Source organism: Streptomyces sp. NPDC034099 (assembly GCF_055575415.1).
Genome location: NZ_JBVISR010000002.1, coordinates 365781 through 392043, shown reverse-complemented (window position 1 = coordinate 392043; position 26263 = coordinate 365781). Strand labels below are relative to the sequence as shown.

Below are 26263 nucleotides of genomic sequence, written 5' to 3'. Positions count from 1 at the left end.
CGGACGTCACCGGCGGTCGACATGTCGATGCCGGACCAGGCGCGGCGCCCGGGAGCCTGACGGGAGAAACCCCCGCATGCTCGAACCGACCGAACCCACCGAGTCGTCGACCGCTTCGACGGACTCCGAAGCGAACACCCCCAGCGACACCCTGCCGCCGCGCCGTCGGCGCAGGGCCGCGTCCCGCCCGGCGGGTCCGCCGTCCGGTGCCGCCGAGGCGTCGGCGGAGACCGTCGCACCGGCCGAGGCGGCCCCCGCCGAGGTGGTCGAGGCCCCCGAGCCGGCTGCGGAGCCCGCTGCTCCCGTCCGGCCGCGGCGCCGTGCCGTACGCCGTGCCTCCGCGCCCGCCGGGGCTCCCGAGGCGGCGGAGGCGGCCGAGACCGTCGTGCCCGCGGCCCCCGCCGCCGAGGCACCGGCGCAGGCCGAGGAGCCCGTCGAGGTGGCCGAGACCACCGAGACCGCCGCGCCCAAGGGGCGTACCCGCCGTCGTGCCACGCGCAGCGTGAGCCCGGCCGGCGAATCGGCCGCCGTGGAGCCCGCCGCCGAGCCGACCGTCACCGAGCCCGCCGAGGCCGAGACGGAGGAGACCGAGGCCGAGAGCGCCGCGCCCAAGGGCCGGACCCGTCGGCGTGCCACGCGCCGCGTGACCGCCCCGGCCGAGACGCCCGCCGAGGCCACCGCCGAAGCGAGCGCGCCGGAGGCCGCCGCGGCCCCCGAGCCCGCGAAGGCTACGAAGACCGCCGCGCCCGCCGAGACCGCCGCGCCCGTGGAGAGCGCCGAGTCCGGTGAGGAGGCCGCGCCGCGTCGTGCGCGCCGCCGGTCCACCCGCAAGGCCGCCACCGGTTTCGCCGCCCCGGCGCAGACCGCCGCGGCGTCCGACGAGGCGGAGGCGCCCAAGCGCCCGTCGCGTCCCGCGGTCGCCGTGTTCCAGGCGCCCGTGTTCGCCGAGCCCCAGTTCCAGACGCCCGAGCGCGCCGCGGCCGAGGCCGCCGCCGAGGCGGCCGGTGCGGAGCCGGCGAAGCCGGTCGAGGAGAGCGCGGAGGCCCCGGAGGAGCAGCCCGCCGGATCGCGTCGCCGCCGCAAGCGCCGGGGTGCCGCCGCCGAGGAGGCCGCCGAGGAGCGGGCCACCGCCGCCGTCACCCAGGCCGAGCCCCAGGCAGAGGCCGACGCGGAGCCCGAGCCCGAGCCCGAGCCCGAGTCCGAGGCCGACGAGGACCACGAGGACCACGAGGACCACGACGACGCCGAGGGCTACGAGGAGTCCGGCTCGCGCCGTCGCCGTCGCCGGGGCGGCCGTCGCCGCCGCCGGGGTGATGCCGCCGACGGCGACCTGACGGACGGCGAGGCCGAGCACACCGCCGCCGATCAGGGCGACCGGGCCGATCAGGACGCTTCGGACACCGCCGAGGAGGCGGACGAGGAGGCCGAGGAGGGCGAGGACGCCGCCGGCGAGGGCGGTTCCAGCAGCAGCCGGCGCCGCCGTCGCCGTCGCCGCCGGGCCGGGGACGGCTCCGGGGAGGCCGAGTCCTCCTCCGACGACCCCGAGCGCACCGTCGTCAAGGTCCGCGAGCCGCGGCCCGCGCGGGAGAAGAGCGAGCCGTCCGACGAGGTGCAGTCCATCAAGGGCTCGACCCGCCTGGAGGCCAAGAAGCAGCGCCGCCGGGAGGGCCGCGAGCAGGGCCGCCGGCGCGTGCCGATCATCACCGAGGCCGAGTTCCTGGCCCGCCGCGAGGCCGTCGAGCGCGTCATGGTCGTCCGCCAGCACGGCGAGCGCACCCAGATCGGCGTCCTGGAGGACGGGGTGCTCGTCGAGCACTACGTCAACAAGGAGCAGGCCACCTCGTACGTCGGCAACGTCTACCTCGGCAAGGTGCAGAACGTGCTGCCGTCGATGGAGGCCGCCTTCATCGACATCGGCAAGGGCCGCAACGCCGTCCTGTACGCCGGTGAGGTCAACTTCGAGGCGCTGGGCATGGCCAACGGCCCGCGCCGCATCGAGTCCGCCCTCAAGTCCGGCCAGCCGGTCCTGGTGCAGGTCACCAAGGACCCGATCGGTCACAAGGGCGCCCGCCTGACCAGCCAGGTCTCGCTGCCCGGCCGCTACCTGGTCTACGTGCCCGAGGGCTCGATGACCGGCATCAGCCGCAAGCTGCCCGACACCGAGCGGTCCCGGCTGAAGACGATCCTGAAGAAGATCGTCCCCGAGGACGCGGGCGTCATCGTGCGCACCGCCGCCGAGGGCGCCAGCGAGGACGAGCTGCGCCGCGACGTCGAGCGGCTCCAGGCGCAGTGGGAGGACATCCAGAAGAAGGCGAAGAGCGGCGGCAGCTCGAACGCGCCCTCGCTGCTCTACGGCGAGCCGGACATGACCGTCCGGGTCGTGCGGGACATCTTCAACGAGGACTTCTCCAAGGTCGTCGTCAGCGGCGACGACGCCTGGCAGACCATCCACGGCTACGTGTCCCACGTGGCGCCGGACCTCGCCGAGCGGCTGTCCAAGTGGACCAGCGAGGTCGACGTCTTCGCCACGTACCGGATCGACGAGCAGCTGGCCAAGGCGCTGGACCGCAAGGTCTGGCTGCCCAGCGGCGGTTCGCTGGTGATCGACCGGACCGAGGCGATGGTCGTCATCGACGTCAACACCGGAAAGTTCACCGGTCAGGGTGGCAACCTCGAGGAGACGGTCACCAGGAACAACCTGGAGGCGGCCGAGGAGATCGTGCGCCAGCTCAGGCTGCGCGACCTCGGCGGCATCATCGTCATCGACTTCATCGACATGGTGCTGGAGTCCAACCGGGACCTGGTGCTGCGGCGCCTGCTGGAGTGCCTGGGCCGGGACCGGACCAAGCACCAGGTCGCCGAGGTGACCTCGCTGGGCCTGGTGCAGATGACCCGCAAGCGGGTCGGGCAGGGCCTGCTGGAGTCCTTCTCGGAGACCTGCGTCCACTGCAACGGCCGCGGTGTCATCGTCCACCTCGACCAGCCGACGTCCGCCGCGGGCGGCGGCGGTGGCAAGCGCCGCAAGCGGGCCCGGGCCGGCGGCGAGCAGTCGCACGAGCACGAGGCCGTCGCCGGGGTCGAGACCGGCCCGACGGCGGAGCAGGAGGCGGACACCGAGTCCGAGTCCGAGGTGGCCGCCGAGGTGGCCGAGCCGGTCGCTCTCCCGGCGCCCGACTTCAGCGCGGACGAGGAGCTGTACAGCAGCGCCGCCGAGGCCGAGGCCGCCGCCACGCGTGGTCGTGGCCGCCGTCGGGCGAGCCGTCGGGCGTCCGCCCCGGCCGGTGCGCCGAAGGCCGCGAAGGGCGAGGCCGCGAAGGCCGAGTCCGCGCCCGCCGAGGCGCCGACCGCGCAGGACGTCACGGTGCGGGAGGAGGTCGAGCGTCCCGTGCGGCGCGAGCCCGCCGCCGAGGTGCTGGCCGAGCCCGCCGCCGTCGAGGACGCGGTCTCCGGTGCCCCGGCCCCGGCTCCGTCCGAGGCGTCGGCGCCCGCGCCGGAGGAGGCCGCGCCCAAGGGCCGTACCCGCCGTCGGGCCACCCGGAAGGTGTCCGCACCGGCCGGTTCGCCCGAGGGCGCCGAGGCCGCCGTACTGACGGTCCCGGAGACCACGGTGTCCGAGCAGCCCGAGCAGCCGGAGCAGGCGCCTGAAGCCCCGGTCGCCGCCGAGGTGGCCGAGAGCGCCGCCCCGGCCCGTCCGCGGCGCCGTGCGGTGCGCAAGCCCACCACGTCCACCGCGTCCGAGGAGGCGGCCGTCGTGGTCGTCCCGTCGGCCCCGGCGGAGGACGCGGACGGGCAGGCCGACGAGCAGACCGACGCCGAGGCCGCACCGGCCAAGAAGGCGGCGGCCCGCAAGACGGCCAAGAAGGCGACGGCGAAGAAGGCCGCCACCAAGAAGACCGCGGCCAAGAAGACGACGACCGCGAAGAAGGCCACCGCCAAGAAGGCGGCCAAGACGACGACCGCCAAGAAGGCCACGGCCAAGAAGACGGCGTCGAAGAAGACCGCGGCGGCCGCCCAGCAGGCACCGTCGTCGGTCACGGCCGCCACCGACGAGGGCTGATCCGGCACCCGTCCCGAAACGTGTGGCCCCGTCCGGAGGGATTCCGCCCGGACGGGGCCGCACGTTTCCCCGGGCCTTGCCGGGCGCATCATCAACGACAGCCGCGTCGCCGCGGTGACGGGCGAGGAGAGGAGACCGCGTGCCGGTACTGACGAGGCTCATCCCCTCGCCGCTCGTCGTGGACGTCCGGCCGGGCGCCCTGGACGACCTGGCGAGCGTCCTCGCGGACCAGCGGATCTCGCAGTCCGGGAAGCTGGCCGTGGCGATCAGCGACGGCTCGGGGGCACGGCTGCGCCGGCGGCTGGAGCCGTCCCTGCCCGGCGCCCACTGGTTCGAGGTCGGCGGCGGCACCATCGACGACGCGGTGCGGCTGGCCGACGGCGTGAAGTCGGGCCGCTACGACGCGGTCGTGGGACTCGGCGGCGGCAAGGTCATCGACTGCGCCAAGTTCGCCGCGGCCCGGGTGGGCCTGCCCATGGTCGCCGTGGCCACCAACCTGTCCCACGACGGCATCTGCTCGCCGGTCTCGATCCTCGACAACGACGCGGGCCGCGGCTCCTACGGCGTGCCGACGCCCATCGCGCTCGTCGTCGACCTCGCGGTGATCCGCGAGGCGCCGATCCGCTTCGTGCGCTCCGGGATCGGCGACGCCGTCTCCAACGTCTCCGCGGTCGCCGACTGGGAGCTGGCCCACCGGGTCAACGGCGAGAAGGTCGACGGCCTCGCCGCCGCCCTCGCCCGGCAGGCCGGACAGGCCGTGCTGCGCCACCCGGGAGGCTGCGGCGACGACGCGTTCCTGACCGTGCTCACCGAGGGCCTGGTGCTGTCCGGCGTCGCCATGACCATCGCCGGGCACACCCGTCCCTCGTCCGGCGCCTGCCACGAGATCAGCCACGCCCTCGACCTGCTGTATCCCCGGCGCGCGGCCAGCCACGGCGAGCAGGTGGGCATCGGGGCGGCCTTCGCGACGTACCTGCGCGGCGACCGGGAGGGTGCCCTGCTGATGGCGGACACACTGCGCCGGCACGGGCTGCCGGTGGTGGCCCGGGAGATCGGGTTCGACGACGCGGAGTTCGTGCGGGCCGTGGGCTTCGCGCCGCAGACCCGGCCCGGCCGGTACACGATCCTGGAGCACCTCGACCTGTCGCCCGCGCGGGCGGGGGAGGCGTACGCCGAGTACGTCGCAGCCGTCTCCGGCTGACGCCGGGGGCCCGGTTTGACCCCTGTCGTGCGGCCCCGTAATCTTGACCGTCGGCGTGTCGACTGACGCGTCACATCCCCGTAAACCTCTTTCCTTCCGGGTGCGGGCCCTCGCGGGCCCCGGCCGGGAGAGGCTGTCCGTGTGTCACCGGGTGGCTGGACTGCGGGGGTGCCGTTCCGAGCGAGAGAGTGAGATCCGCGTGTACGCCATCGTGCGCAGCGGTGGTCGCCAGCACAAGGTTGCTGTCGGCGACATCGTTGAGGTTGACAAGATTTCCACCGCCCAGGTCGGCGACACGGTCGAGCTCTCGACCCTGCTCGTGGTTGACGGCGACGCTGTGACCAGCGACCCGTGGGTGCTGGCCGGCATCAAGGTCCAGGCCGAGGTCGTGGACCACCACAAGGGCCAGAAGATCGACATTCTGCGCTACAAGAACAAGACCGGCTACCGCCGTCGTCAGGGCCACCGCCAGCAGTACACGGCGATCAAGGTCACTGAGATCCCCGCGGCTGCGAAGTAAGGGACTGAGGAGACATGGCACACAAGAAGGGCGCATCGTCCACCCGGAACGGTCGCGACTCGAATGCCCAGCGGCTCGGCGTGAAGCGCTTCGGCGGTCAGGCCGTCAACGCGGGTGAGATCCTGGTCCGCCAGCGTGGCACCCACTTCCACCCCGGCGCCGGCGTCGGCCGTGGCGGCGACGACACGCTGTTCGCACTGCAGGCCGGTGCGGTGCAGTTCGGCACCCACCGTGGCCGCAAGGTCGTGAACATCGTCCCGGTCGCCTGATCGGACACTTTCGCGAGGCGGGCCTCACTTCCCCGAGGGGAAGCGGGTCCGCCTTTCGCGTGTTACCCAAGAGACATCCCCGCAGTAGGCAGTAACTGGAGGCACATCCCATGACCACCTTCGTGGACCGCGTCGAACTGCACGTCGCCGCGGGTAACGGAGGCCACGGCTGTGCCTCCGTCCACCGTGAGAAGTTCAAGCCGCTCGGCGGCCCGGACGGCGGCAACGGCGGCCGGGGCGGCGACGTGATCCTCACCGTGGACCAGTCGGTGACCACGCTCCTCGACTACCACCACTCCCCGCACCGCAAGGCCACCAACGGCAAGCCCGGCGAGGGCGGCAACCGCTCCGGCAAGGACGGCCAGGACCTGGTCCTGCCCGTACCGGACGGCACCGTGGTCCTCGACGGCGCGGGCAACGTGCTCGCCGACCTGGTCGGCCACGGCACCTCCTACGTCGCCGCGCAGGGCGGCCGGGGCGGCCTCGGCAACGCGGCGCTGGCCTCCGCGCGGCGCAAGGCGCCCGGTTTCGCGCTGCTCGGCGAGCCCGGCGACCTCCAGGACATCCACCTGGAGCTGAAGACCGTCGCCGACGTGGCGCTGGTCGGCTACCCGAGCGCCGGCAAGTCCTCGCTGATCTCCGTGCTGAGCGCGGCCAAGCCGAAGATCGCCGACTACCCCTTCACGACGCTCGTGCCCAACCTGGGCGTGGTGACGGCCGGATCGACCGTGTACACCGTCGCCGACGTCCCCGGTCTCATCCCCGGCGCCAGCCAGGGCAAGGGCCTGGGCCTGGAGTTCCTGCGGCACGTGGAGCGGTGCAGCGTGCTGGTGCACGTCCTGGACACGGCGACGCTGGAGTCCGAGCGCGACCCGCTGTCCGACCTGGACGTCATCGAGGCCGAGCTGCGCGAGTACGGCGGCCTGGACAACCGGCCCCGGATCGTCGTCCTCAACAAGATCGACGTGCCCGACGGCAAGGACCTCGCCGAGATGGTCCGGCCGGACCTGGAGGCGCGCGGTTACCGGGTCTTCGAGGTGTCGGCCGTGGCCCACATGGGCCTGAAGGAGCTGTCCTTCGCTCTGGCCGAGCTGGTCGCCACGGCGCGTGCCGCCCGGCCCAAGGAGGAGGCCACCCGGATCGTCATCCGGCCCAAGGCCGTGGACGAGGCGGGCTTCACCGTCACCCGCGAGGAGGACGGCCTGTTCCGGGTGCGCGGCGAGAAGCCCGAACGCTGGGTGCGCCAAACCGACTTCAGCAACGACGAGGCCGTCGGCTACCTCGCCGACCGGCTCAACCGCCTCGGTGTCGAGGAGCGGTTGATGAAGGCGGGCGCGCGGAACGGCGACGGCATCGCCATCGGCCCCGAGGACAACGCGGTCGTCTTCGACTGGGAGCCCTCGGTCACGGCGGGCGCCGAGATGCTCGGCCGCCGCGGCGAGGACCACCGCTTCGAGGCGCCCCGCCCGGCCGCCCAGCGACGCCGGGACCGCGACGCCGAACGGGACGAGGCCCAGCAGGAGTTCGACGGCTTCGAGCCGTTCTGACCCCTCTGTGACAGCACCGCGCACGGCCGCCCGTGGAACCACAGTCCCGCGGGCGGCATCTTGCTGTGCACAGGGTTACACAGGTGTGTCGGGGCCGTGACCCGCCGCCGGGCAGCCGTGTGTACGTTGTGAGGAGGATGTGGCCACCCGCGTGGCCAGGGGCGGGGGAACGGCCTGACCAGCCGCTCCCGGGAGCAGAGAGAAGCCGCAAAGTGAAGATCGCATTCCTCGTTCGGGACCTGTGCCACATGGGGGGCGTGGTCAGCGCCACGCAGAACCTCGCCGGGGCACTGGCCGAGCGGCACGACGTCGAGATCGTGGCGCTGCGCAAGGTGCGCGACGAGTCGTACTTCCCGCTGGACCCGCGGGTCAAGGTCCGGGCGCTCACCGACATGCGGCCGCACTCCCCGGTGTCCGACGTGGACAACCCGCTGTCCGACAAGTTCCCGCTGATCTACCCGCTCAACGCCGGTGCCAAGACGCCGGTGGTGAGCCGGCTCGCGGAGCTGCGGCTGCTGGAGTACTTCGCCACCACCGACGCCGACGTCGTGGTCAGCTCCAGCCCGCGCAACACGATCATGCTGGCGCAGGCACCGGGTGATTTCCTGAAGGTCACCCAGGAGCACTCGATGCCCGCCATCTACGCCACGGACATCAAGCAGCGCCTCTTCCCGGCCTACCGGCACCTGGACGCCCTCACGGCGCTCACCCCGGAGGAGGTCGCCTCGCTCGCCCGGCAGGTCCCCGCGGTGCGCAACCGCCTGGCGGTGATGCCCAACTGCGTGCCCGCCTCCACGATCCGCTCCAGCGGCACCAACAAGGTCGTGGTCTCCGCCGGTCACCTGACGGACAACAAGAACCACGCCCTGCTGATCGAGGCCTTCGCCAAGGTCCACGCCGTCGCACCGGACTGGACCCTGCGCATCTACGGCCACGGCGCCGAGAAGAAGAAGCTGCGGGCCCGCATCGAGGAACTGGGGCTGTCCAACAGCATCCTGCTGATGGGCCAGACCTCGCCCGTCACCCCGGAGTTCGGCAAGGCCTCGATCTTCGTCCTGCCCTCCAAGCGGGAGGCGTTCGGCAACGTCCTCGTCGAGGCGATGGCGGCCGGGCTGCCCGTCGTCGCCACGGACGCCGACCACGGGCCGCGCAACATCCTCACCGACGGCGAGGACGGGCTGATCGTCCCGCGCGGCGACGTGGAGGCGATGGCCGAGGCGATCCGGCGCCTGGTCCAGGACGACGAACTGCGCCTGAAGATGGCCGCCGCCGGCATCCGCAACGCCGAGCGCTTCCACGAGCGGGCCAGCCGCGAACGCTTCGAGGCCATCCTCGAGGAGGCCTTCGCCCGCAAGGAGCTGCCCCGCCACGCCACGGCCCGGGTGGACCGGGAGGGCTCGGTCCACGTCGCGGTCGGCACGCTGCCGCCGAGCGCCGGGCAGGCCGACCTGGTCCTGCGCAAGGGCGGCGCCGGCGGCGAGGAGCACCGCTTCCCGTTCTCCGCCGAGGGCGACGCCGTCGTGCCCTGGGACGCCGGGGTGCCGCACGGCACCTGGGAGCTGACCCTGGCCACCCGCGAGGGCGAGCGCGAGGTGGCGCTCACCACCGACGGCTACGGCTGCGACACCCGGGACCTGCTCGCCGTGGCACTGCCGCGCACGCAGGGGCCGTCCCTGGCGCTGCTGCTGCCGCACCTGCACGAGGACGGCGGGCTGCGGCTGCGCAGCGCGCTGCGTGACGTGCACGCCGAGGTCGGCCCGGTCAGGGTCGACGAGCGGACCATCGCCGTACGCGCCGAACTGTGGGGCGCGCGGGTCGCCGCGGGCGCCGTGGTGGAGGCCGTGCACCGCCGGGACAAGGAGCGGGTGCTGACCTTCCCGCTGCGCGACGAGGGCGACGGCTGGGTGGCCGTGGACCTGGACTGCGCCACCCTGGTGCGCGAGCACGGCGAGGACGACGAGGAGAAGGAAGTCATCTGGGACCTGTCGCTGCGCGCCGCGCCCGACGCGCCCCGGGTGCCGCTGGCCAAGCTGGGCACCGACGTGCTCCAGCCGATCAACGTGTTCACCTTCCCCCGCCCGGTGATCAGCGAGGCCGTGGCCGCCGGGCCGACCGTGCTGACCCGCGCGGTGCGCAAGTCCCGCCGGGCGCTGGGCCAGACGCCCGCCCCGCTGCCGCCCACCCGCCGGCGCACCGAGCTGCGGCCCTACTTCACGGCCGCCTGCCAGCTCGCGGTGAAGACCGTGCGGCTCTGAGCCGACCGGAGACGAAAGGGGCGGGGCCCGGAGGATCACGATCCTCCGGGCCCCGCCCCTTTGCCCTGGCGGCAGCGGGTCAGCCCTCCCGCGCCTGCTCGATCATCCGGTCGACGACCCGCGCGGAGGCGTTGCCGTCGTCCAGGTCGCAGAACAGGTGGTGGAAGCGGTCGAACCGCTCCTGGTACTCCGCCCGCACCTGGTCGATGTCCCGGATCGCGTCGACCAGTTCCTTGGAGTTGTCGATCAGCGGACCGGGGGAGTCCTGCTCGAAGTCGAAGTAGAACCCGCGCAGCGTGTCCCGGTAGTGCTCCAGGTCGTACGTGAAGAACAGCATCGGGCGCTTCAGGTGCGCGTAGTCGAACATCACCGACGAATAGTCCGTGATCATGATGTCCGCCGCGATGTAGAGGTCGACGATGTCCGGGTACTCCGAGGCGTCCCACACGAACCCGTTGCCCGCGCCCGGCACCGCGTCCACCACGTTGGAGTGGCGGCGGATCAGCAGCACGTGGTCGTCGCCGAGGCGGCGCTGGGCGTCCTCGAGGTCGATGCGCAGGTCGAACAGGTACTGCCCGGCGCTGTGCGACTGGTCGTCGCGCCAGGTCGGCGCGTACAGGACGACCTTCTTGCCCTCGGGCAGGCCGAGCGCCTTCTTCACCCGCTCCGTGATGGCGTCCCGGTCGGCGGAGTACAGGTAGTCGTTGCGGGGGTAGCCCGCCTCCTGGATCTCACCGTCGTAGGAGAACGCCCGCTTCAGGATCGGCGTGCTGAAGCGGTTGGAGGACACCAGCAGGCTCCACTGCTTGGCTTCCAGCGCCAGCTTCTCCTGGTAGCGCCGGTCGAAGTGCAGGGTGTCGATGTCGTGCCCGATCTTCTTCAGCATCGTGCCGTGCCAGGTCTGCACGATCGACTGGCCGGGGCGGCGCACGATCCAGTCGGGAAGGTGGCCGTTGGTGACGATGTAGCGGCTGGAGGCCAGCGCCTCGTACCACTCCTTGCCCCACATGCGGATCTTCTCGACCCCGTCCGGCAGGTTGACCTGGCCGTCACGGACGGCCCACAGGTGCTTCAGGTCCGAGCCGCGCCGCACCAGCTCCTCGTACATCGCGCGCGGGCTGTCCGAGAACTGCTTGCCGTTGTAGCTCAGGTAGAAGACCTGGTCCTTGAGCGGCTGCTGGAACAGCGGCTCGTAGACGGTGCGGCGCAGCTCCCTCTGGCGGTACGGCCCGCGCTCCAGGTCGCTCAGCTCGGAACGGGCGTTCAGCTGCGGGAAGTCGCCCCAGCGGTTCTCCAGCCAGTAGCGGCGGCCGTTCAGTTCGGCCTGGACCGGGAACGAGTCCGCGGCCAGGCGGTCGGTCACGAAGGGGACGTCGGGCGCGCCCTCCTCGTCGGGCCGCAGGAAGAGGTTCCAGCGGCCGGCCCGCAGCGGGACGTCGCCCGCGCCGCCGAGGCGGGAGGGATCGAAGGACACCTCGAAGCGTCCGCCGTCGAGCCACCGGGTCTCGACGAAGCGCTCCTCGTAGCGGTTGCGCGGCTTGAGCAGGAAGCGGGAGCCGGACAGCCGCGGGTCGGCGTGCCCGGTGAGGGCGATCTTGCCGTCGCGCACCGTGGCGGTGTCGATCACGGCGCGGCGGGTGCGGCCGGAGAACTTCAGGAACCCGGTGTGGCCCGCCACGACGGCCAGCTCCACCAGGTGCGACTGGGTGCCGAGGGAGACCGGCAGCGCGAACTCGGCGTCGCTCAGGCCCTCCTGCATCACGGTGCCGAAGCGGCGCTCCGTGCCCGTCGGGCCGGTCGCGACCAGCACCGTGGACCAGGTCCGCTTCTCCGGCTGAGCCTTCTCGTCGACGCCCTCGTGGAAGATCAGCGCCACGTCCGCGATCGGCACCTCGACGGAGAAGGACTGCCCGGAGCCCGTGCTCTCCACGGTGACGGGGTACTCGAGGGTCTCGGCGCCCTTCTGGTTCTTGACCCGCAGAACCACCTGCTCGTCCGCCGCCAGGGGCTCGCGGATCTCACCGGTGACCCTGATCCGGTCGCCCTGAAGGGTGCGGCCGGTGATCAGGGCGCGGACCTTCTCGATCCGCAGCTTCAGCGCCCCGCGCTCCACGGCGGGCAGCATCCGGAAGTCCGGGCTCAGCCAGTGGTACGGCGGGAAGTTGCAGGCCGCGCCGCCGCTGGAGTGGACCGCGTGGCGCCGCACCAGGCCGGAGGCGAAGATGCCCAGGCCCACGTGCCACACGGCCTCCTGCCACTCGCCGCCCTTGCGGAGCCGGGTGGGGTCGATGGTGACCTCCCAGCCGGCCCACTCGTAGTTGTAGCGGTCCTGGCCGGAGTCGGTGGTGACCTCGGGGCGCGGCAGATTGCGGGCCGGCAGCAGGATGCGGCGGCGGGAGCGGTCCTTGCGCAGCTGGAGCACCTTGACCGAGGCCTTGCGCGTGGGCAGGTCGATCTTGTCGATCCAGGCGTTGCCGGACAGCACGAGCTTGCCGCCGGACCAGCTCACCTCCTGCAGCGGGGCACGCATGTTCAGGTGCTGGTCGATGCGCAGCGCCCCCTTGGGCAGGTGCAGATCCGCACCCTCCAGGGACGGGAAGGAGGCGTACTTGCGGACCAGGCCGCTGACCTCGGGGGTCTCCCGGCGGCGCTGGCCGGCCAGCAGGGCGATCAGCTCCTCCATCTGGTGCTTGCGCACCAGCAGCCACTGCACGCGCAGCTCGGCCGGGAGGTCCATGACGACCTTGGGGTCGATGCTGTCGAGGAAGCGGTTCGCCGAACGCAGGAACTCGGCCCGGTACTCCTCGTCGCCGTCCGGCACCACGTTGAGAAAGAGCCGCAGGTCGTCGCGGAGGACACGGGTGTCGTACTCGCGCTTGAGGCGGGCGTAGGTCTCGCCGGGCTGCTCGGCGAGGAAGGCGCTGATCTCCATCACGGAGGTGACCCGGTCGCGCACGCCCGCCGGGTCGGTGCGCCGCTGGGTGATCGACGGGGCGGACTCGCCCTCGCGCAGCCGCCAGTAGTAGCAGGGCTCCGAGATGACATCGACGCTCTCGGCCAGGTAGTGGGCCCGCATGGTGACCGGGGTGTCCTCGTACAGCCGGCCCTCGGGGAAGGCGAAGCCGTGCTTCTCCCAGAAGGTGCGCCGGAAGACCTTGTTGCAGGCGATGCGGTCGGCGACGAGCTTGGCGTAGCGGGATATGTGGGTGCCCAGCCGGGCCTCTCCGGCCAGCATCCGCATCAGCGGCACCTGCCAGGACTTCTCGCCCTTGAGGTGGTAGACGTTGCCGGTCGCGAAGTCCGAGCCGCTCTCGTCGAGGCTGCCGACCATCAGCCGGTAGGCGTCCGGCGGGATCAGGTCGTCGCTGTCGACGAAGGTCAGGAACTCGGACTCGGGCGCCAGGTGGGTCATGCCCGTGTTGCGGGCCGCGCCCAGGCCGCCGTTCTCCTTGCGTATGAGCTTGAAGCGCGGGTCGCGGGAGGCGTACTCCTCGGCGATGGCGGCGGAGCCGTCGGGTGAACCGTCGTCCACCATCAGGACCTCGAAGTCACGGAAGGTCTGTGCCGCGAGCGAGTCCAGACAGGCGGGGAGGTAACGCTCCACGTCGTAGATGGGGACGATGACACTGAGCCGAGGGGCCATGGCTTGGTGATCTCCTTTCGGGGTCAGGCCCGCTCGACCAGTTCGAGCGCCTGGGCGGGGGTCGGGGCGTGGTGGCGTTCGTCGAACGGGACGATGGGCGGCAGGCTCTCTTCACCGAGGAAGACGCGCCGCACCACCCGTTCGGCTGCGTGTCCGTCGTCGAATTCGCAGAAACGCCGGCGGAAGGTGTCCCGGCGCTCGGTCGTCTCCTGGCTGTCGTACGCGCCGGAGGTGAGCAGCCGCAGGAGCTCCGTCTGCGTGGTGGCCACCGCGCCGGGCGGTTCCTGGAGCAGGTCGAAGTAGGTGCCGCGCACCGCCGAGTAGACGTCCCAGTCGGGGACGTAGCTGATGATGGGGCGGTCGAGGACGGCGTAGTCGAACATCGCCGAGGAGTAGTCCGTGATCAGGGCGTCGGCCGCGAGGTACAGCTCCTCCACCCGGGCGTGCCCGGAGACGTCGACGATGCGGCCGGTGCGGCGCAGTTCGTTGACGTGCGGGGAGTTGCCGTAGAAGTAGTGGCCGCGCACCAGCAGGGTCACGTCGGGCCCGAGTTCGCGGGCGAACCTGCCCAGGTCCAGGGGCGGGGTGAAGCCCGGCTGGTACTCGCGGTGCGTCGGCATGTACAGGAACGCCTTGGTGCCGTCGGCCAGTCCGAGCGCGGCGCGGGCCGCGCGCACGTCCTCGGACGTGGCGTTGACGAGGACGTCGTTGCGCGGGTAGCCGGTCTCCAGCGTGGTGTACGAGCAGGGGTAGACCCGCTCCCAGATCACGGTCGAGAACTGGTTGGCGCTGATGCTGTAGTCCCAGCGGTCGCACCGCTCCAGGAGCTTCTCGAAGTCCATGTCGGTGGAGGCCGGGTACTTCTGCTGGTCCAGGCCCATCGTCTTCAGCGGTGTGCCGTGGTGGGTCTGCACGTGGATCTGGCCCTCGCGCTTGACCACGGAGTCCGCGAAATTCACGTTGTTCACGAGGTACTTGGCGCGGGCCAGGGCCGCCCAGTAGTCGCGGGAGCCCACGCGGACGACCTTCACGCCCTTCGGCACCTGGTCCGCGTTGTCCGCGCGGACCGCCCAGACCCGGCGCATGTGCGGGGCCAGCCGGGCCAGTTCGGCGTCGATGGCGGCGGGGTTGCAGGAGACGCTGCGGCTCCAGTAGGCGGAGAACAGCACCAGGTTGTCGTCCAGCGGCAGCCTGAGCTGCGACTGGTAGAAGGCGCCCATCGCACCGCGCTTGGAGCGGTTGAGTGCGGTGCGGGTGCGGGTCCTGACCCGCTGGCGGAACTTCACCGCCGTCAGGGCGCTCACCATGGTCGTGTAGGCGTCGCGCTCCAGCATCCCGTACTTGTGGCCGCGGCCGCCGCCGGGGCGGGTGAAGCCCTTCGGCACCCGGGCGCGGTAGTCGGCCGAGGCCCGGTGGAAGAACTCCGCGCGCGCGTCCTGCGGCAGGCGGCCGGGACGCTCCAGGATGGTCAGGTAGTGGTCGACCATCTTGCGGAACAACGGGCCGCGCCACTTGGTGAGTTCCTCGTGCGCGTCGAGGTAGTCGAAGACCCGCTGGTACTGGTCGAAGACGTCGAAGTGCTTGCGGCTGACCGTCTTGAGGATGTTGCCGCCCTCGCGCCGCTGCCGGTAGTGCACGCAGACCCGGTCGAGCACGGCGATCCGCTCGGTGCTGATCAGGGAGCAGAACGTCCAGGGGGCGTCCTCGTAGTACCCGGGCGGGAAGGTGAGTCCGGTCCGGGTGACGAAGTCGCGCCGGTAGGCCTTGTTCCACACGATCTGGAGCAGGTCGAGCAACTGGGGGCGCTCGGCGAGGGAGAAGGTGTCCGGCCCCTCCTCCTTCAGCAGGTCGGCCCGCAGGTTCGGGCGGACGCGGCCGTCCCAGTAGGTACGCGCGTAGTCGAAGATCAGGATCTCGGGGTCGCCGGTGGCCTCGAGCCGGTCCCGGATGGCCGAAAGGGCGCCGTCGGACAACGTGTCGTCACTGTCCAGGAACAACACGTAATCGCCGGTGGCCTTTTCGAGTCCGGCGTTGCGCGCGCGTCCCAGGCCCACGTTTTCCGTGAGGTGAATCACATGAATCCGGGTGTCCCGTTTCGCGTACTCGTCGAGAATGGCCCCTGACCCGTCCGGCGAGCAGTCGTCGACCGCGATGATCTCGAAGTCCGTGCAGTCCTGCCCGAGTATGGAGTCAAGGCACTCGGGCAGATAGCCCTGCACCTTGTACACGGGGACAACGAGAGAGAGCTTGGGCATCCTTACAACCTGTTCCGAGAACTGACCACGGGACCGCGGGCTGGGACCGGAACGCGCTCCGGGCACCGCTCGGGCCTGGAGCGCGCCGCCGCATCAGCGTAAAGGATTCACGCGGAGTTTCCGCGGGCACGGTAGCCGGACACCGTGCGCCCCGCCACAGCGGGAAATGGCCGGACCGGCCGCCCGAAAGGGCCGCGGGGAAGCGGCTGGAGAACTTCCTCACATTCGGACCCCCTGTCCTCTTTACCGACTTGCGTCGGTTTCCGCCCCATGTGCCCGACTCGATTCACCTGGCTCATGGAAGGGCCGCACCCGCTGACGCGCGCCCGTACGGAACGGAGGCGAGCTGGCTGGTCACGGGCGGCGCCGACTAGCGCGGGGGTGCGGGGCGCGGACGCCGCCCGGGGCGGCGAAGGGGGCGGGCACGACGAAGCGGGCGCGCCCTGCGCGCGACCTGTTCGCGCGCGGCACCGGCCGCCTGCCCGGGCCGGTGCCGGCGGCGTGCTGGACCGCCCCTCCCGGAGGGCGTGATTCGTGACCATGCTGTGACAGGCGTGGCGCACACCACGGCCCGGGAACGGGGCTCAGACGTGGCCGCGCGATTCCGGGGCCGCGGAGGGGGCGGACGGCCGGGCGGGTTCGCGGCGCGGGCCGGGGAAGGGAAGCTCCGCGGCGAGCCGCTCCGCCATCCTGGCCCGGTGCCGCCCCGCCGCCGCGCACAGGTCCCGTACCGCACCGGCGAAGCGCTCCTGGGACGGCGGCTCGGCCGGACCCAGCAGACGCCGGGCCAACGCGGCGCGCTCCCCGGCGAGTTCGTCCCGCTCCGGCCGGCGCACCGCCTGGAGGAGCGCGGGCACCCCGGACGCGTCCGGCGCCAGCACGGTCGCCGCCGCCACGGTCGGGAACGACTTGCGGAACACGTCCTCGGCCAGCGTGCTGGTGTTGGCGACCGCGTACGGCTTGCCGCTCGCCAGGAAGTCGCTGATCACACTCGACACGTCGCTGATCAGCAGGTCGGCGCGGTTGAAACAGGCGTAGAGCGACGGCCGGACCTCCGTGACGACCTGGTGCTCCCACGCGGGCAGCGACGCCCAGTACGCCTCCTCCCACGCGATGGCCGCCCGCCGCACGGCCTCGGCCCGCCCGGGCGGCGGCGCGGGCTGCCGCAGCATCCGCTCCGCCTGGTCCGCCGCCGACCGGAAACCGGCCGCGGTGAGCCGGTCCAGCTCCGCCGTCCGCCGGGCCAGGGCGGTGGCCGCCGACGCGCCCGGCCGGGGCCCGCCCCGCTCCCGGTTCGCCGCCCGCACCAGCTCGCGGATGCGCAGGTCGGCGGCCCGGGCCCGCGGGTCCACCGACCCCGTCAGCGGGTGCGGCTTGTACAGCAGCCGTACGCCCGGGTCCGCGAGCAGCGCCCGCACCAGGTGCTCCCCGGCCTCGACCACCGAGGTGTTGCCCGGGTTGCCGTCCCAGCCCTCCCAGGTCGGCGCGTATAGGACGGTCGTGAACGCCCCGGGCGCGGGCGGCCCCGCGTACGGCCGTACGGCGTCCAGCTGCGGGCGGCCGATCTCCACCACGTCCTTGTCCTCGACGCCGACCTCCGCCAGCGCGTACCGCTCGCGCGCCGCCGGACCCGCCACCCACACCTCGTCGTACGCCTTCGCGTATGGGTTGCACGAGGACAGCTTGTCGCTCTCCCCGTGGTTGACGAAGGCGTGCTTGATGGTCGGGATGCGCAGGACCTGTGACGTCTTCCCGGAGTTGGAGGGGTGGAGGAGGACCCGGAGCGTCGAGTGCTCCAGGCGCATCAGCGTCGACACCTTCGGCAGGCACACGACCGGGATGTCCGTCGCCGCGATCCGCTGCACCATGTGCCGCTCCCGCAGCACGATCACCGGCCGCTCGTCCAGCCGCGCCAGCGGCTCCAGCCACATGTTCGCCTGGTACGCCGAGGACGCCCCGCCCGAGAAGTACAGGCCGACCGTCGGCCGGTACCGGGTCAGCCACGCCTCGAACCAGTCGAGCACCTCCTGCTCGCCCGCGGGCCGGCGCCCCGGCAGCAGCCGCAGCAGCAGCGCGCCCAGACCCGTCAGCGCCAGCGCCAGGGACAGCGCGAGCCCGGCCGCCCCGTACACCGGCGCGTCGGTCGCCGCCGTCGCCAGCAGCCCGGCCGTCGCGGGCAGCCCGAAGGCCGCCAGCCGGTGCCCGGGGCGGCGCAGCAGCACCGGGGGCGCCGGGGTCAGCCGCAGCGCGGAGGCGTCGATGTTCCGGGTCACCACGGGCGGCGTCCGGGTACGCCGGACCAGGACGGACGCCGCCTGGATCGCCCAGTGCGCCGCATAGAAGACGAGCAGCCCGGCGACGAGCGGCGCGTACGCCCCCTCCCGGTGCTGTTCGCCCAGGCGCAGCAGGCCCACCACGAGCAGCAGGTCGCGCAGCACGTGCCGGACGGTGACATCGGCGTGCGACTTGGCGAACAGCGACACCATGCCCCGCTGCCACCGGTACAGCGCCCCCTCGGCGGCCAGCGAGGCGACGCTCGCCGCGAGCAGCAGCGGCACGTGCGGCAGCAGCGCGCCGAGGGCCTGGGCGGCGAAGGCCGCCGCCAGCACACCCAGGACCAGCAGCTTCACGGCGGTCCGCCGCCCGGGCAGGCGGAAGCGGGGACCACGGGGCCGCCGGGAGGGCCGGGGCAGACGGCGGCGGGGCAGGGGTAGGGGCACTGCGGTCGCTCCAGGCTCGTCACGCATCGGACAACCGGGTTAACGCCCGGTGACCGCCCGACGACACGCGCGTGTTGACGCCGGGCCTTGACGCGGCGCGGACCCGGCGGGCTCCGGGCCCGCCGTCCGCAGCGTGAACTCCGGTGCGGCGCGTGTTCGCCTTCGCGTAGATTGCCTGGCGAGCGCAGGGATCGGCGCGTGTCGACGGGAGAGGCGGACGGGGCCGTGGCAGGGGCAAGGCCGGGAACGGGGCCGGCGGCAAGGCAGGCCGTGGGCGAGGCCCGCAGGATCGTCGTCAAGGTCGGTTCCTCCTCGCTGACCACCGCCGCGGGAGGTCTGGACGCCGACCGGGTCGACGCGCTCGTCGACGTGCTGGCCAAGGTGTGCGGGACCGACAAGGAGATCGTCCTCGTCTCCTCCGGCGCCATCGCCGCGGGGCTCGCCCCGCTGGGCCTGCGCCGCCGCCCGACGGACCTGGCCCGTCAGCAGGCCGCCGCCAGCGTCGGCCAGGGGCTGCTGGTCGCCCGCTACACCGCCTCCTTCGCCCGCTACGGCGTCCGTGTCGGCCAGGTGCTGCTGACCAGCGACGACATGAGCCGCCGCGCCCACCACCGCAACGCCTCGCGCACCCTGGACAAGCTGCTGGCGATGGGCGCCTTCCCGATCGTCAACGAGAACGACACCGTCGCCACCGACGAGATCCGCTTCGGCGACAACGACCGCCTCGCCGCCCTCGTCGCCCACCTGGTCCGCGCCGACCTGCTGGTGCTGCTGTCCGACGTGGACGGCGTCTACGACGGCGACCCGAGCAGGCCCGGCACCTCGCGGCTGGCAGAGGTGCGGGACATGGCCGACCTCGCGGGCGTCGACATCGGCAGCGCGGGCAAGGCCGGGGTCGGCACCGGCGGCATGGTCACCAAGGTCGAGGCGGCCCGGATCGCCGCCGCCGCCGGCATCCCCGTGGTGCTGACCAGCGCGGTGCACGCGGCCGACGCCCTCACCGGCGGCGACACCGGCACCTACTTCCACGCCACCGGCAGGCGCTCCGCCGACCGGCTGCTGTGGCTCCAGCACGCCTCCACCCCGCGGGGGGCGCTCGTCCTCGACGACGGGGCGGTACGGGCGGTCGTCGAGGGTCGCAAATCGCTGCTGCCGGCCGGGATCGCGGGCGTCGAGGGCGAGTTCGCCGCGGGCGACCCCGTCGAGCTGCGGGACGGCACCGGCCGGGCGGTGGCCCGGGGAGTGGTCAACTTCGACGCCAAGGAGATGCCCCGGCTGATCGGCCGCTCCACCCGGGAACTGGCGCGCGAACTCGGACCCGCGTACGAACGTGAGGTCGTACACAGGGACGATCTGGTGATCCTGCACCCGTAATGGGTCGAAACGTCCCCGAATCGGTGGTGGACGTTCCGCAAAACCGCCCCGCGAGCCCGCGCGGCCTGCTCAACTTTCCTCAGGGACAAGTCCGGCCGACCACCGGGCCGAGCCGTGTGCGTGAAGGAGGCCGTCGTGAGCGGAGTACGCCCTGGGACGGCGGCGCCCCGCGGTGGTACCGCCTCCCGCGGTGGCGCGGGCGCGCGCTCCGGCGGCGCCCGGGGCGCGAACCGCGCGGGCGGCGAGGAGCGCGCCCTGACCAGCGTCGCGGCCGGGGACCGCTTCCACGGCGAGGAGCCCGAGCACACCCCGCGCCTGTGGCACGTCACCCTCAGCGTCTCCGGCTCCCGCGCCCCGCTCACCGAGGTGCGCCGGGCGCTCGAACAGCTCGCGCACGACCACCCCTTCCTACTGACCAGCCGCTACGCCGACGACCACGCGGAGATCCGGTACTGGGAGGAGGCCCGCGACCTGCACGACGCCGCCGCCGTCGCCCTGCGCCTGTGGGGCGAGCACCGGCAGACCGCGGGGCTGCCGCCCTGGGAGATCGTCGGCCTGGAGGTCATCGACCGGGCCACCTACCACCAGCGCATCGCCGCGGGGTACGGGCCCGCCCCGGCGACACCCGTCGGTGTCCACCCGTTTTGACCCGTCCCTCGGCGTATCTCGCGGGATGGGACGGCGGGTGGCCGCCCGGAGCACGCGCACTACCCTTCCCCCCATGACCACGCTCTCGCCGTACGACTCGATGTCACCCGTCACCCGGGCCGCCTACCGGGCCAAGTCCGCCGCGGCCGACCTCGCGCCGCTGCCGCGGGCGGCCAAGGACGACGCGCTGCTCGCCGTCGCGGACGCGCTGGAGGTCCGCACGAGCGAGATCGTCGAGGCCAACGCCCAGGACGTGGCCAAGGCCCGCGCCGCCGGGACCAGCGAGGCCATCATCGACCGTCTCACCCTGACCCCGGAGCGGGTCCGCGCCATCGCCTCCGACGTGCGCGACGTCGTCGCGCTGCCCGACCCGGTCGGCGAGGTCGTGCGGGGCTCCACCCTTCCCAACGGCATCGACCTGCGCCAGGTCCGGGTGCCGCTCGGCGTGGTCGGCATCATCTACGAGGGCCGGCCCAACGTCACGGTCGACGCCGCCGCCCTGTGCCTGAAGTCCGGCAACGCGGTCCTGCTGCGCGGCTCGTCCTCGGCCTACCAGTCGAACACCGCCCTGGTCCGGGTGGTCCGGGACGCCGTGGGCGGGGCCGGGCTGCCCGCCGACGCCGTGCAGCTGGTGCCCGGTGAGAGCCGTGAGAGCGTGCGCGAGCTGATGCGGGCCCGCGGCCTGGTCGACGTGCTCATCCCGCGCGGCGGCGCCTCTCTGATCAACACGGTCGTCCAGGAGTCCTCCGTCCCCGTCATCGAGACCGGCACCGGCAACTGCCACGTCTACGTCGACGCCCAGGCCGACCTCGACATGGCCGTCGACATCCTGATCAACTCCAAGGCCCAGCGCGTCAGCGTCTGCAACGCCGCCGAGACCCTCCTGGTCCACCAGGACATCGCCGCCGACTTCCTGCCCCGCGCGCTGGCCGCGCTCGCCGGGGCCGGGGTCACCGTGCACGCCGACGAGCGGGTCATGGCGTATGCCAAGGACTCCGGCGCGACCGTCGTCGAGGCGACGCCCGAGGACTGGGAGACCGAGTACCTGTCGTACGACATCGCGGCGGCCGTCGTCGACTCCCTGGACCGGGCCGTCGAGCACATCCGGCTGTGGACCTCCGGTCACACCGAGGCCATCGTCACCACCTCGCAGCAGGCCGCCCGGCGCTTCACCCAACTGGTCGACTCCACCACCGTCGCGGTGAACACCTCCACCCGCTTCACCGACGGCGGCCAGTTCGGCTTCGGCGCCGAGATCGGCATCTCCACGCAGAAGCTGCACGCCCGCGGCCCCATGGGGCTGCCGGAGCTGACCAGCACGAAGTACATCGTCACCGGCGACGGGCACGTACGGCGCTGACGGCGGGCGCGCCCCGGAGACACGTCGGGCGCCCCGCGGAGCACCGATCGGGGCATCTCACCCACCGGATGAATTTCCCCGCCGTCTGCCCAAAACGACCCCCCAGGTCTACTCTGGAGCCGTGCCGGAGGACGTGGGGGGCACGCCGTTCCCGGACGGCAGGGAGCCCGACGACGACCACGACCGCGGGGTGTCGGACGAAGAGTTCGCCTCCGTGGTCTTCGACGAGGCCTTCGTACGGGCGGCCGCGGTGCACGAGCCCACCGCCGTCGAACGCCTCCTGGCCGCCGCGCAGGCCCGAGCCGAGGCCACCGAGGCGGAAGCGGCCCGCCGCGGCCGCAGCAGAGCCGAGCGCTACGACGACGGGTACGGCGATTTCGGCCATGATCCCGACCTCGACGACCCGGACGACGACCGCGACCTCCTCGACCGCCCGTACGGCGCTCCCGCGGCCTACGGCAAGCAGGTGCGCTGGCACCGCCCCGTCGCCTGGCTGCTCGCCCTCGCGATGGGCATCGGCATGGTCGCGCTGGCCTTCGTGGCCGTCTACCGGGGCGCGTCCTCGGGCGGCGGCCCGCAGCAGGTGCCGCCCCCCGCCTCCACCGGCCCGGAACAGGGCGGCACCGCGACCCCCTCGACCTCCGCCGACTACTCCCAGCCCGCCGTCTCGGTGCTTCCGCGCAGTCCCTGACCTGCCCCAGGGGCGGCGCCAAGCTGTCCCAACTTGACCTGTGGCAGAGCGTTTACGCGACCTTCCGCAGACTCACTCTGAAGGTATGGCAGGGCTTGGCGGTCCGCCCGGAGGGACGCCCGAGGGCGGTACCGGAGGCGGAGAGGACGAGTACCGATCCGTCGTCTTCGACGAATCGTTCGTGCGCGCTGCCCGGCTTCAGGAGTTCTCCGCCCAGGAGCGCATCACCGACCACGCGCCCGCCGTGCGCCGCCGGCCGCCCCTGCGCCGGGCCGGACTGTCCCGGCAGGCGCTGATCCTCGTCCTGCTGATCGCCGTCGCCTTCGGCACCGCCATCTACATGGGTGTACGGCACCCCTACCAGAGCGCCTCCGGGCAGCGGGCCGCCGAGCCGGTGCGGATGACCGTCGTCCCGCTCGCCCCCCGGGACCGGGTGCCCGGCGCCGACGACACCGCGTTCCTGTACGCGCACAGCCCCGCCGCGCACTTCAGGACCGCGGCCCAGGGCATCCCGATGCCGGGGGCCCGGCGCACGGCGCACTTCTCCGAGGACCAGGTGTTCAACGCGCTCACCACCGCCAAGAACTACATCGTCCGCTCGGCGCTCGACCCGGACGTGCTCGGCGGCGGAGACGTCCGCCCGGTGCGGGTGCTGCTGGACCCGGACCAGCTCCACCAGTTCGACGAGAGCTTCGAGAAACCCGCCCCGGACGGCCGGCACGCCCCCACCGGATGGCTGATCCGCTTCGACCCGGCCCGGGCCGAGCTGGCCGACCCCGCGATCCGGGTGGACGGCAGCCTGCGCGCCGTGGAGAGCGACGGGTCCACGCTGGAGGTCACCGCCGACCACACCATGGTGTACGCGCTGCGGCCGGCCGACGACGCCCGGGCCGAGGCGTCGCTGTTCACCGTCCGGCGCGAGCTGCGCTTCCGCTTCGACCGGGACGACCTGCGGCTGCACCAGACCCGGCTCGTCGCCTCCTACGTCCAGGCCGGACCGCTGTCCTGCGCCGACGACTCGGCGAACCACCTCCGCCCGCTGCTGGCCGGCCGGCGGGCCGGGGCCGGCGTCCCGGCCGGCACCGACCCGTACACGTCGGACAACGCCACGGCCCTGTGCGGGAGCCTCGCGACGAGCGCCCAGCCGAAGGTCTGAGCGGGGCGGAAGGTCAGGCGCCGTCGCGCGGTGAGCCGTCCCGCGGAGACTCCGGGCCGCCACCGGTGCCCCCGGGCCCCTCGCCGGGCGTGTCGGAACCGGGTCCGTCCGCCGGCCCGCCCCCGTCCTCGGACGGCCTCGGCTGGGAGCCCGTGAAGCCGCCGAAGCCCCGGCGCATCCGGTCACCGAGGTCACCGGCGCCGCCCGCGATGTCGTTGACCAGCTTCATCAGCGGGTCCTTGGAGCTGCGCACATGCGTGGCGTAGTGGGACGCCGACTCCCGGAAGGAGTCCCGCACCGAGGCGTCCTTGTCCTCGTCGCGCCGCGGGTAGTGGCCGTCCATGATCCGCTGGTAGTCCCGGGAGGCCACCCACTTCTTCAGCTCGGCGGCCCGCACCGTGGTGAACGGGTGCGAGCGGGGCAGCACGTTCAGGATCTTCAACACCGAGTCGCGCAGGTCGCCGCCCGCCTCGTACTCCTCGGCCTGCTCCAGGAACGCGTCCACGTTCATCTCGTGCAGGTGGTTGCCGCCCGCGATCTTCATCAGGCCCCGCATGGACGCCTGCGGGTCCTGGCCGACCAGCAGTCCCGCGCGGTCGGCGGACAGCTCCGACTTGCGGAACCACTCGCGCAGCGCGGTCACGATCGCCATGATCGCCACGTTCCCCAGCGGGATCCAGGCGACCCGGACGGCGAGGGAGGTCAGGAAGAGCAGGATGGTGCGGTAGACCGCGTGCCCGGACAGGGCGTGTCCCACCTCGTGCCCGACGACCGCCCGCATCTCCTCCTCGTCGAGCAGCTCGACCAGGCCCGTGGTGACGACGATGATCGGCTCGTCCAGGCCGATGCACATCGCGTTCGGCGTCGGGTCCTGGTTGACGTACATCGGCGGGACCTTCTCCAGGTCCAGGATGTAGCAGGCGTCGCGCAGCATGACGTTCAGATGGGCGAACTGCCGGTCCGAGACGCGCACCGAGTCGGACAGGAACAGCAGCCGGAGGCTCCGCTCGGGAAGCAGGCCGCTGAGCGCCTTGAAGACCGTGTCGAAGCCGCTCAGCTTGCGCAGCGCCACCAGGGCGCTGCGGTCGGCCGGATGCTCGTACGCACGCGAGGAGATGCCGGGGAAGCGCCTGCGCTGCCTGCTCGGCACGTGCTCGTGACCGTTGTGGTGGCCGTCGGACATCTCTTCCCCCATGCGCGTATGTGTGACCTGGACGTACGTATGGTTTTTGCGAACCCTTGTGCGGCCCTTTGCGCCCCCCGAGCCGGGCCCAGCCTAGGCGGAGATACCGTGGACGGGCAGTACGTCTAAGGAGTCCACACCATGCAGCACATCCCCCACCCCGACTGGCTCGCCGGGGCCGCGACCGCCGCCGGGCAGCAGGGGCCGGGGAATCTGCTCCGGATCGTCCTGATCGTCATGGTGGTGGGCTGTGTGCTGACCGCGTGGTTCCTGCTGCGGGGGTACAAGCAGAAGGACGACTGAGGAGATCCGAAGGTTCCCCCGGACCCGCCGCACCCGGTCGTGGCCCGTCCCCAACGGCGGAGTCGGCGTGATCGCCCGCGGGGCGCCCGCATACGATGAGCGGACGTCCAGTCCCGCCCACACCGGATAGGTCCTGCCGAAGATGAGCCTTCCCCTCAGCGCCGCCCAGTTCGTCACCCTCGCCGCCGAGGGCGGCGAGGAGCACGGCGGCAACCACGAGAGCCTCAGCCCTTACGTCACCGGCATCGGCGCGTTCGTCATCCTGCTGCTCCTGCTGTGGATCACCACCCGGTTCAACCGCGACCGCTGAGCCCGCGGCCCGGTGGGCGCGACCGGGTCGCTCCGGGCGGGCCGGTAGGGTCTGCTCGCATGGGAGAGCACGACACGCCTACCGGCCCGGCGCACGCGCCGGCGCGCGGCACGCAGAACGCGGTGCCCGCCCGCGCCACCGGCCCGGTCAACGGTCCGGGCGACGGCCCGTCGCCGGGCAAGCGACGCCTGGGCGTCATGGGCGGCACCTTCGACCCGATCCACCACGGCCACCTCGTGGCCGCCAGCGAGGTCGCCGCGCAGTTCCAGCTCGACGAGGTGGTGTTCGTACCCACCGGGCAGCCGTGGCAGAAGAGCCACCGCGCGGTCTCCGCGGCCGAGGACCGCTATCTGATGACGGTCGTCGCGACCGTCGAGAACCCGCAGTTCTCCGTCAGCCGCATCGACATCGACCGCGGCGGCCCCACCTACACCGTCGACACCCTGCGCGACCTGCGCGCCCTCAACCCGGACGCGGACCTGTTCTTCATCACCGGGGCCGACGCCCTCGCCCAGATCCTCACCTGGCGCGACAGCGAGGAACTGTTCTCCCTCGCCCACTTCATCGGCGTCACCCGGCCCGGCCACACCCTCACGGACGCCGGACTCCCCAAGGGCGGTGTCTCGCTCGTCGAGGTGCCCGCCCTCGCCATCTCCTCCACGGACTGCCGTGCGAGAGTCGCCAAGGGCGATCCCGTCTGGTACCTGGTGCCCGACGGAGTCGTGCGCTATATCGACAAACGCCACCTGTACCGCGGCGAGTGAGCCGAGA

General features: G+C 72.7%; 18 protein-coding genes. 14 read left to right on the top strand and 4 right to left on the bottom strand.

What is annotated here, in order from left to right:
• The first annotated feature begins 76 nt into the window (after window positions 1–76).
• The 6 genes from ACZ56V_RS06800 (at window position 77) to ACZ56V_RS06775 (ending at window position 9849) form a co-directional block, all read left to right on the top strand.
• Window positions 77–4057: an Rne/Rng family ribonuclease gene (locus tag ACZ56V_RS06800; protein WP_468939867.1), complete on the top strand. Its 3981-nt coding sequence runs from the start codon at window positions 77–79 to the stop codon at window positions 4055–4057.
• Window positions 4058–4196: 139 nt separating this feature from the next.
• Window positions 4197–5258, top strand: coding sequence for an iron-containing alcohol dehydrogenase family protein (locus tag ACZ56V_RS06795; RefSeq protein WP_398910925.1), 1062 nt, complete (start codon window positions 4197–4199; stop codon window positions 5256–5258).
• Window positions 5259–5457: 199 nt separating this feature from the next.
• The gene (gene rplU, locus ACZ56V_RS06790) at window positions 5458–5778 is read left to right on the top strand and encodes a 50S ribosomal protein L21 (RefSeq protein WP_007449531.1); all 321 of its coding nucleotides are present in this window, start codon (window positions 5458–5460) and stop codon (window positions 5776–5778) included.
• Between the two features lie 14 nt (window positions 5779–5792).
• Window positions 5793–6047, top strand: coding sequence for a 50S ribosomal protein L27 (gene rpmA, locus ACZ56V_RS06785; RefSeq protein WP_003976205.1), 255 nt, complete (start codon window positions 5793–5795; stop codon window positions 6045–6047).
• A 110-nt stretch (window positions 6048–6157) separates the two neighbouring features.
• On the top strand, window positions 6158–7594 hold the full coding sequence (obgE, locus tag ACZ56V_RS06780) for a GTPase ObgE (protein ID WP_398910927.1): 1437 nt from the start codon (window positions 6158–6160) through the stop codon (window positions 7592–7594).
• 212 nt (window positions 7595–7806) lie between these two features.
• Window positions 7807–9849 carry a glycosyltransferase family 4 protein gene (locus tag ACZ56V_RS06775; RefSeq protein WP_467378034.1) on the top strand — a complete coding sequence of 681 codons (2043 nt, stop codon included), beginning with the start codon at window positions 7807–7809 and terminating at the stop codon, window positions 9847–9849.
• 79 nt (window positions 9850–9928) lie between these two features.
• Here the strand turns inward: ACZ56V_RS06775 and ACZ56V_RS06770 are convergent, their stop codons facing one another.
• From ACZ56V_RS06770 to ACZ56V_RS06760, 3 genes are all read right to left on the bottom strand, one after another.
• Entirely contained in the window at window positions 9929–13492 is a 3564-nt protein-coding gene (locus ACZ56V_RS06770; RefSeq protein WP_468939861.1) for a bifunctional glycosyltransferase/CDP-glycerol:glycerophosphate glycerophosphotransferase, read from the bottom strand.
• 23 nt (window positions 13493–13515) lie between these two features.
• The gene (locus ACZ56V_RS06765) at window positions 13516–15747 is read right to left on the bottom strand and encodes a bifunctional glycosyltransferase/CDP-glycerol:glycerophosphate glycerophosphotransferase (RefSeq protein ID WP_467378032.1); all 2232 of its coding nucleotides are present in this window, start codon (window positions 15745–15747) and stop codon (window positions 13516–13518) included.
• A 584-nt stretch (window positions 15748–16331) separates the two neighbouring features.
• A complete protein-coding gene (locus tag ACZ56V_RS06760; protein ID WP_468939857.1) occupies window positions 16332–18494 on the bottom strand; it encodes a hypothetical protein in 2163 nt (720 codons plus the stop codon).
• A gap of 243 nt (window positions 18495–18737) precedes the next feature.
• Here ACZ56V_RS06760 and proB point away from each other — a divergent pair, with 243 nt between their 5' ends.
• The 5 genes from proB (at window position 18738) to ACZ56V_RS06735 (ending at window position 23696) form a co-directional block, all read left to right on the top strand.
• On the top strand, window positions 18738–19841 hold the full coding sequence (gene proB / locus ACZ56V_RS06755; RefSeq protein ID WP_356359787.1) for a glutamate 5-kinase: 1104 nt from the start codon (window positions 18738–18740) through the stop codon (window positions 19839–19841).
• A 135-nt stretch (window positions 19842–19976) separates the two neighbouring features.
• The gene (locus tag ACZ56V_RS06750; protein ID WP_398910936.1) at window positions 19977–20489 is read left to right on the top strand and encodes a hypothetical protein; all 513 of its coding nucleotides are present in this window, start codon (window positions 19977–19979) and stop codon (window positions 20487–20489) included.
• Window positions 20490–20562: 73 nt separating this feature from the next.
• Window positions 20563–21849 (top strand): glutamate-5-semialdehyde dehydrogenase, encoded by a 1287-nt coding sequence (locus ACZ56V_RS06745; protein WP_398910938.1) that lies wholly within the window; start codon window positions 20563–20565, stop codon window positions 21847–21849.
• 121 nt (window positions 21850–21970) lie between these two features.
• Entirely contained in the window at window positions 21971–22540 is a 570-nt protein-coding gene (locus tag ACZ56V_RS06740; RefSeq protein WP_398910940.1) for an SCO2584 family spore wall biosynthesis protein, read from the top strand.
• Window positions 22541–22625: 85 nt separating this feature from the next.
• A complete protein-coding gene (locus ACZ56V_RS06735) occupies window positions 22626–23696 on the top strand; it encodes an SCO2583 family membrane protein (RefSeq protein WP_468939851.1) in 1071 nt (356 codons plus the stop codon).
• 13 nt (window positions 23697–23709) lie between these two features.
• Here the strand turns inward: ACZ56V_RS06735 and ACZ56V_RS06730 are convergent, their stop codons facing one another.
• Window positions 23710–24879 (bottom strand): M48 family metallopeptidase, encoded by a 1170-nt coding sequence (locus ACZ56V_RS06730; RefSeq protein WP_468940455.1) that lies wholly within the window; start codon window positions 24877–24879, stop codon window positions 23710–23712.
• Between the two features lie 141 nt (window positions 24880–25020).
• Here ACZ56V_RS06730 and ACZ56V_RS06725 point away from each other — a divergent pair, with 141 nt between their 5' ends.
• From ACZ56V_RS06725 to nadD, 3 genes are all read left to right on the top strand, one after another.
• Complete coding sequence (locus tag ACZ56V_RS06725; protein WP_052838172.1) at window positions 25021–25182, top strand: hypothetical protein; 162 nt, start codon at window positions 25021–25023, stop codon at window positions 25180–25182.
• Between the two features lie 142 nt (window positions 25183–25324).
• Entirely contained in the window at window positions 25325–25492 is a 168-nt protein-coding gene (locus ACZ56V_RS06720) for a hypothetical protein (RefSeq protein ID WP_003976223.1), read from the top strand.
• A 59-nt stretch (window positions 25493–25551) separates the two neighbouring features.
• Entirely contained in the window at window positions 25552–26256 is a 705-nt protein-coding gene (gene nadD, locus ACZ56V_RS06715; RefSeq protein WP_127895218.1) for a nicotinate-nucleotide adenylyltransferase, read from the top strand.
• The last annotated feature ends 7 nt before the right edge of the window (window positions 26257–26263 follow it).

Excerpts from the sequence above, each read along its gene's own strand:
- ACZ56V_RS06745 (WP_398910938.1), top strand. The coding sequence starts at position 20,563 with ATGACCACGCTCTCGCCGTACGACTCGATGTCACCCGTCACCCGGGCC.
- ACZ56V_RS06735 (WP_468939851.1), top strand. The coding sequence starts at position 22,626 with ATGGCAGGGCTTGGCGGTCCGCCCGGAGGGACGCCCGAGGGCGGTACC.
- ACZ56V_RS06725 (WP_052838172.1), top strand. The coding sequence starts at position 25,021 with ATGCAGCACATCCCCCACCCCGACTGGCTCGCCGGGGCCGCGACCGCC.
- ACZ56V_RS06770 (WP_468939861.1), bottom strand. The coding sequence starts at position 13,492 with ATGGCCCCTCGGCTCAGTGTCATCGTCCCCATCTACGACGTGGAGCGT.
- ACZ56V_RS06765 (WP_467378032.1), bottom strand. The coding sequence starts at position 15,747 with ATGCCCAAGCTCTCTCTCGTTGTCCCCGTGTACAAGGTGCAGGGCTAT.
- ACZ56V_RS06760 (WP_468939857.1), bottom strand. The coding sequence starts at position 18,494 with ATGCGTGACGAGCCTGGAGCGACCGCAGTGCCCCTACCCCTGCCCCGC.
- nadD (WP_127895218.1), top strand. The coding sequence starts at position 25,552 with ATGGGAGAGCACGACACGCCTACCGGCCCGGCGCACGCGCCGGCGCGC.
- ACZ56V_RS06720 (WP_003976223.1), top strand. The coding sequence starts at position 25,325 with ATGAGCCTTCCCCTCAGCGCCGCCCAGTTCGTCACCCTCGCCGCCGAG.
- obgE (WP_398910927.1), top strand. The coding sequence starts at position 6,158 with ATGACCACCTTCGTGGACCGCGTCGAACTGCACGTCGCCGCGGGTAAC.
- rpmA (WP_003976205.1), top strand. The coding sequence starts at position 5,793 with ATGGCACACAAGAAGGGCGCATCGTCCACCCGGAACGGTCGCGACTCG.
- ACZ56V_RS06800 (WP_468939867.1), top strand. The coding sequence starts at position 77 with ATGCTCGAACCGACCGAACCCACCGAGTCGTCGACCGCTTCGACGGAC.
- ACZ56V_RS06730 (WP_468940455.1), bottom strand. The coding sequence starts at position 24,879 with ATGTCCGACGGCCACCACAACGGTCACGAGCACGTGCCGAGCAGGCAG.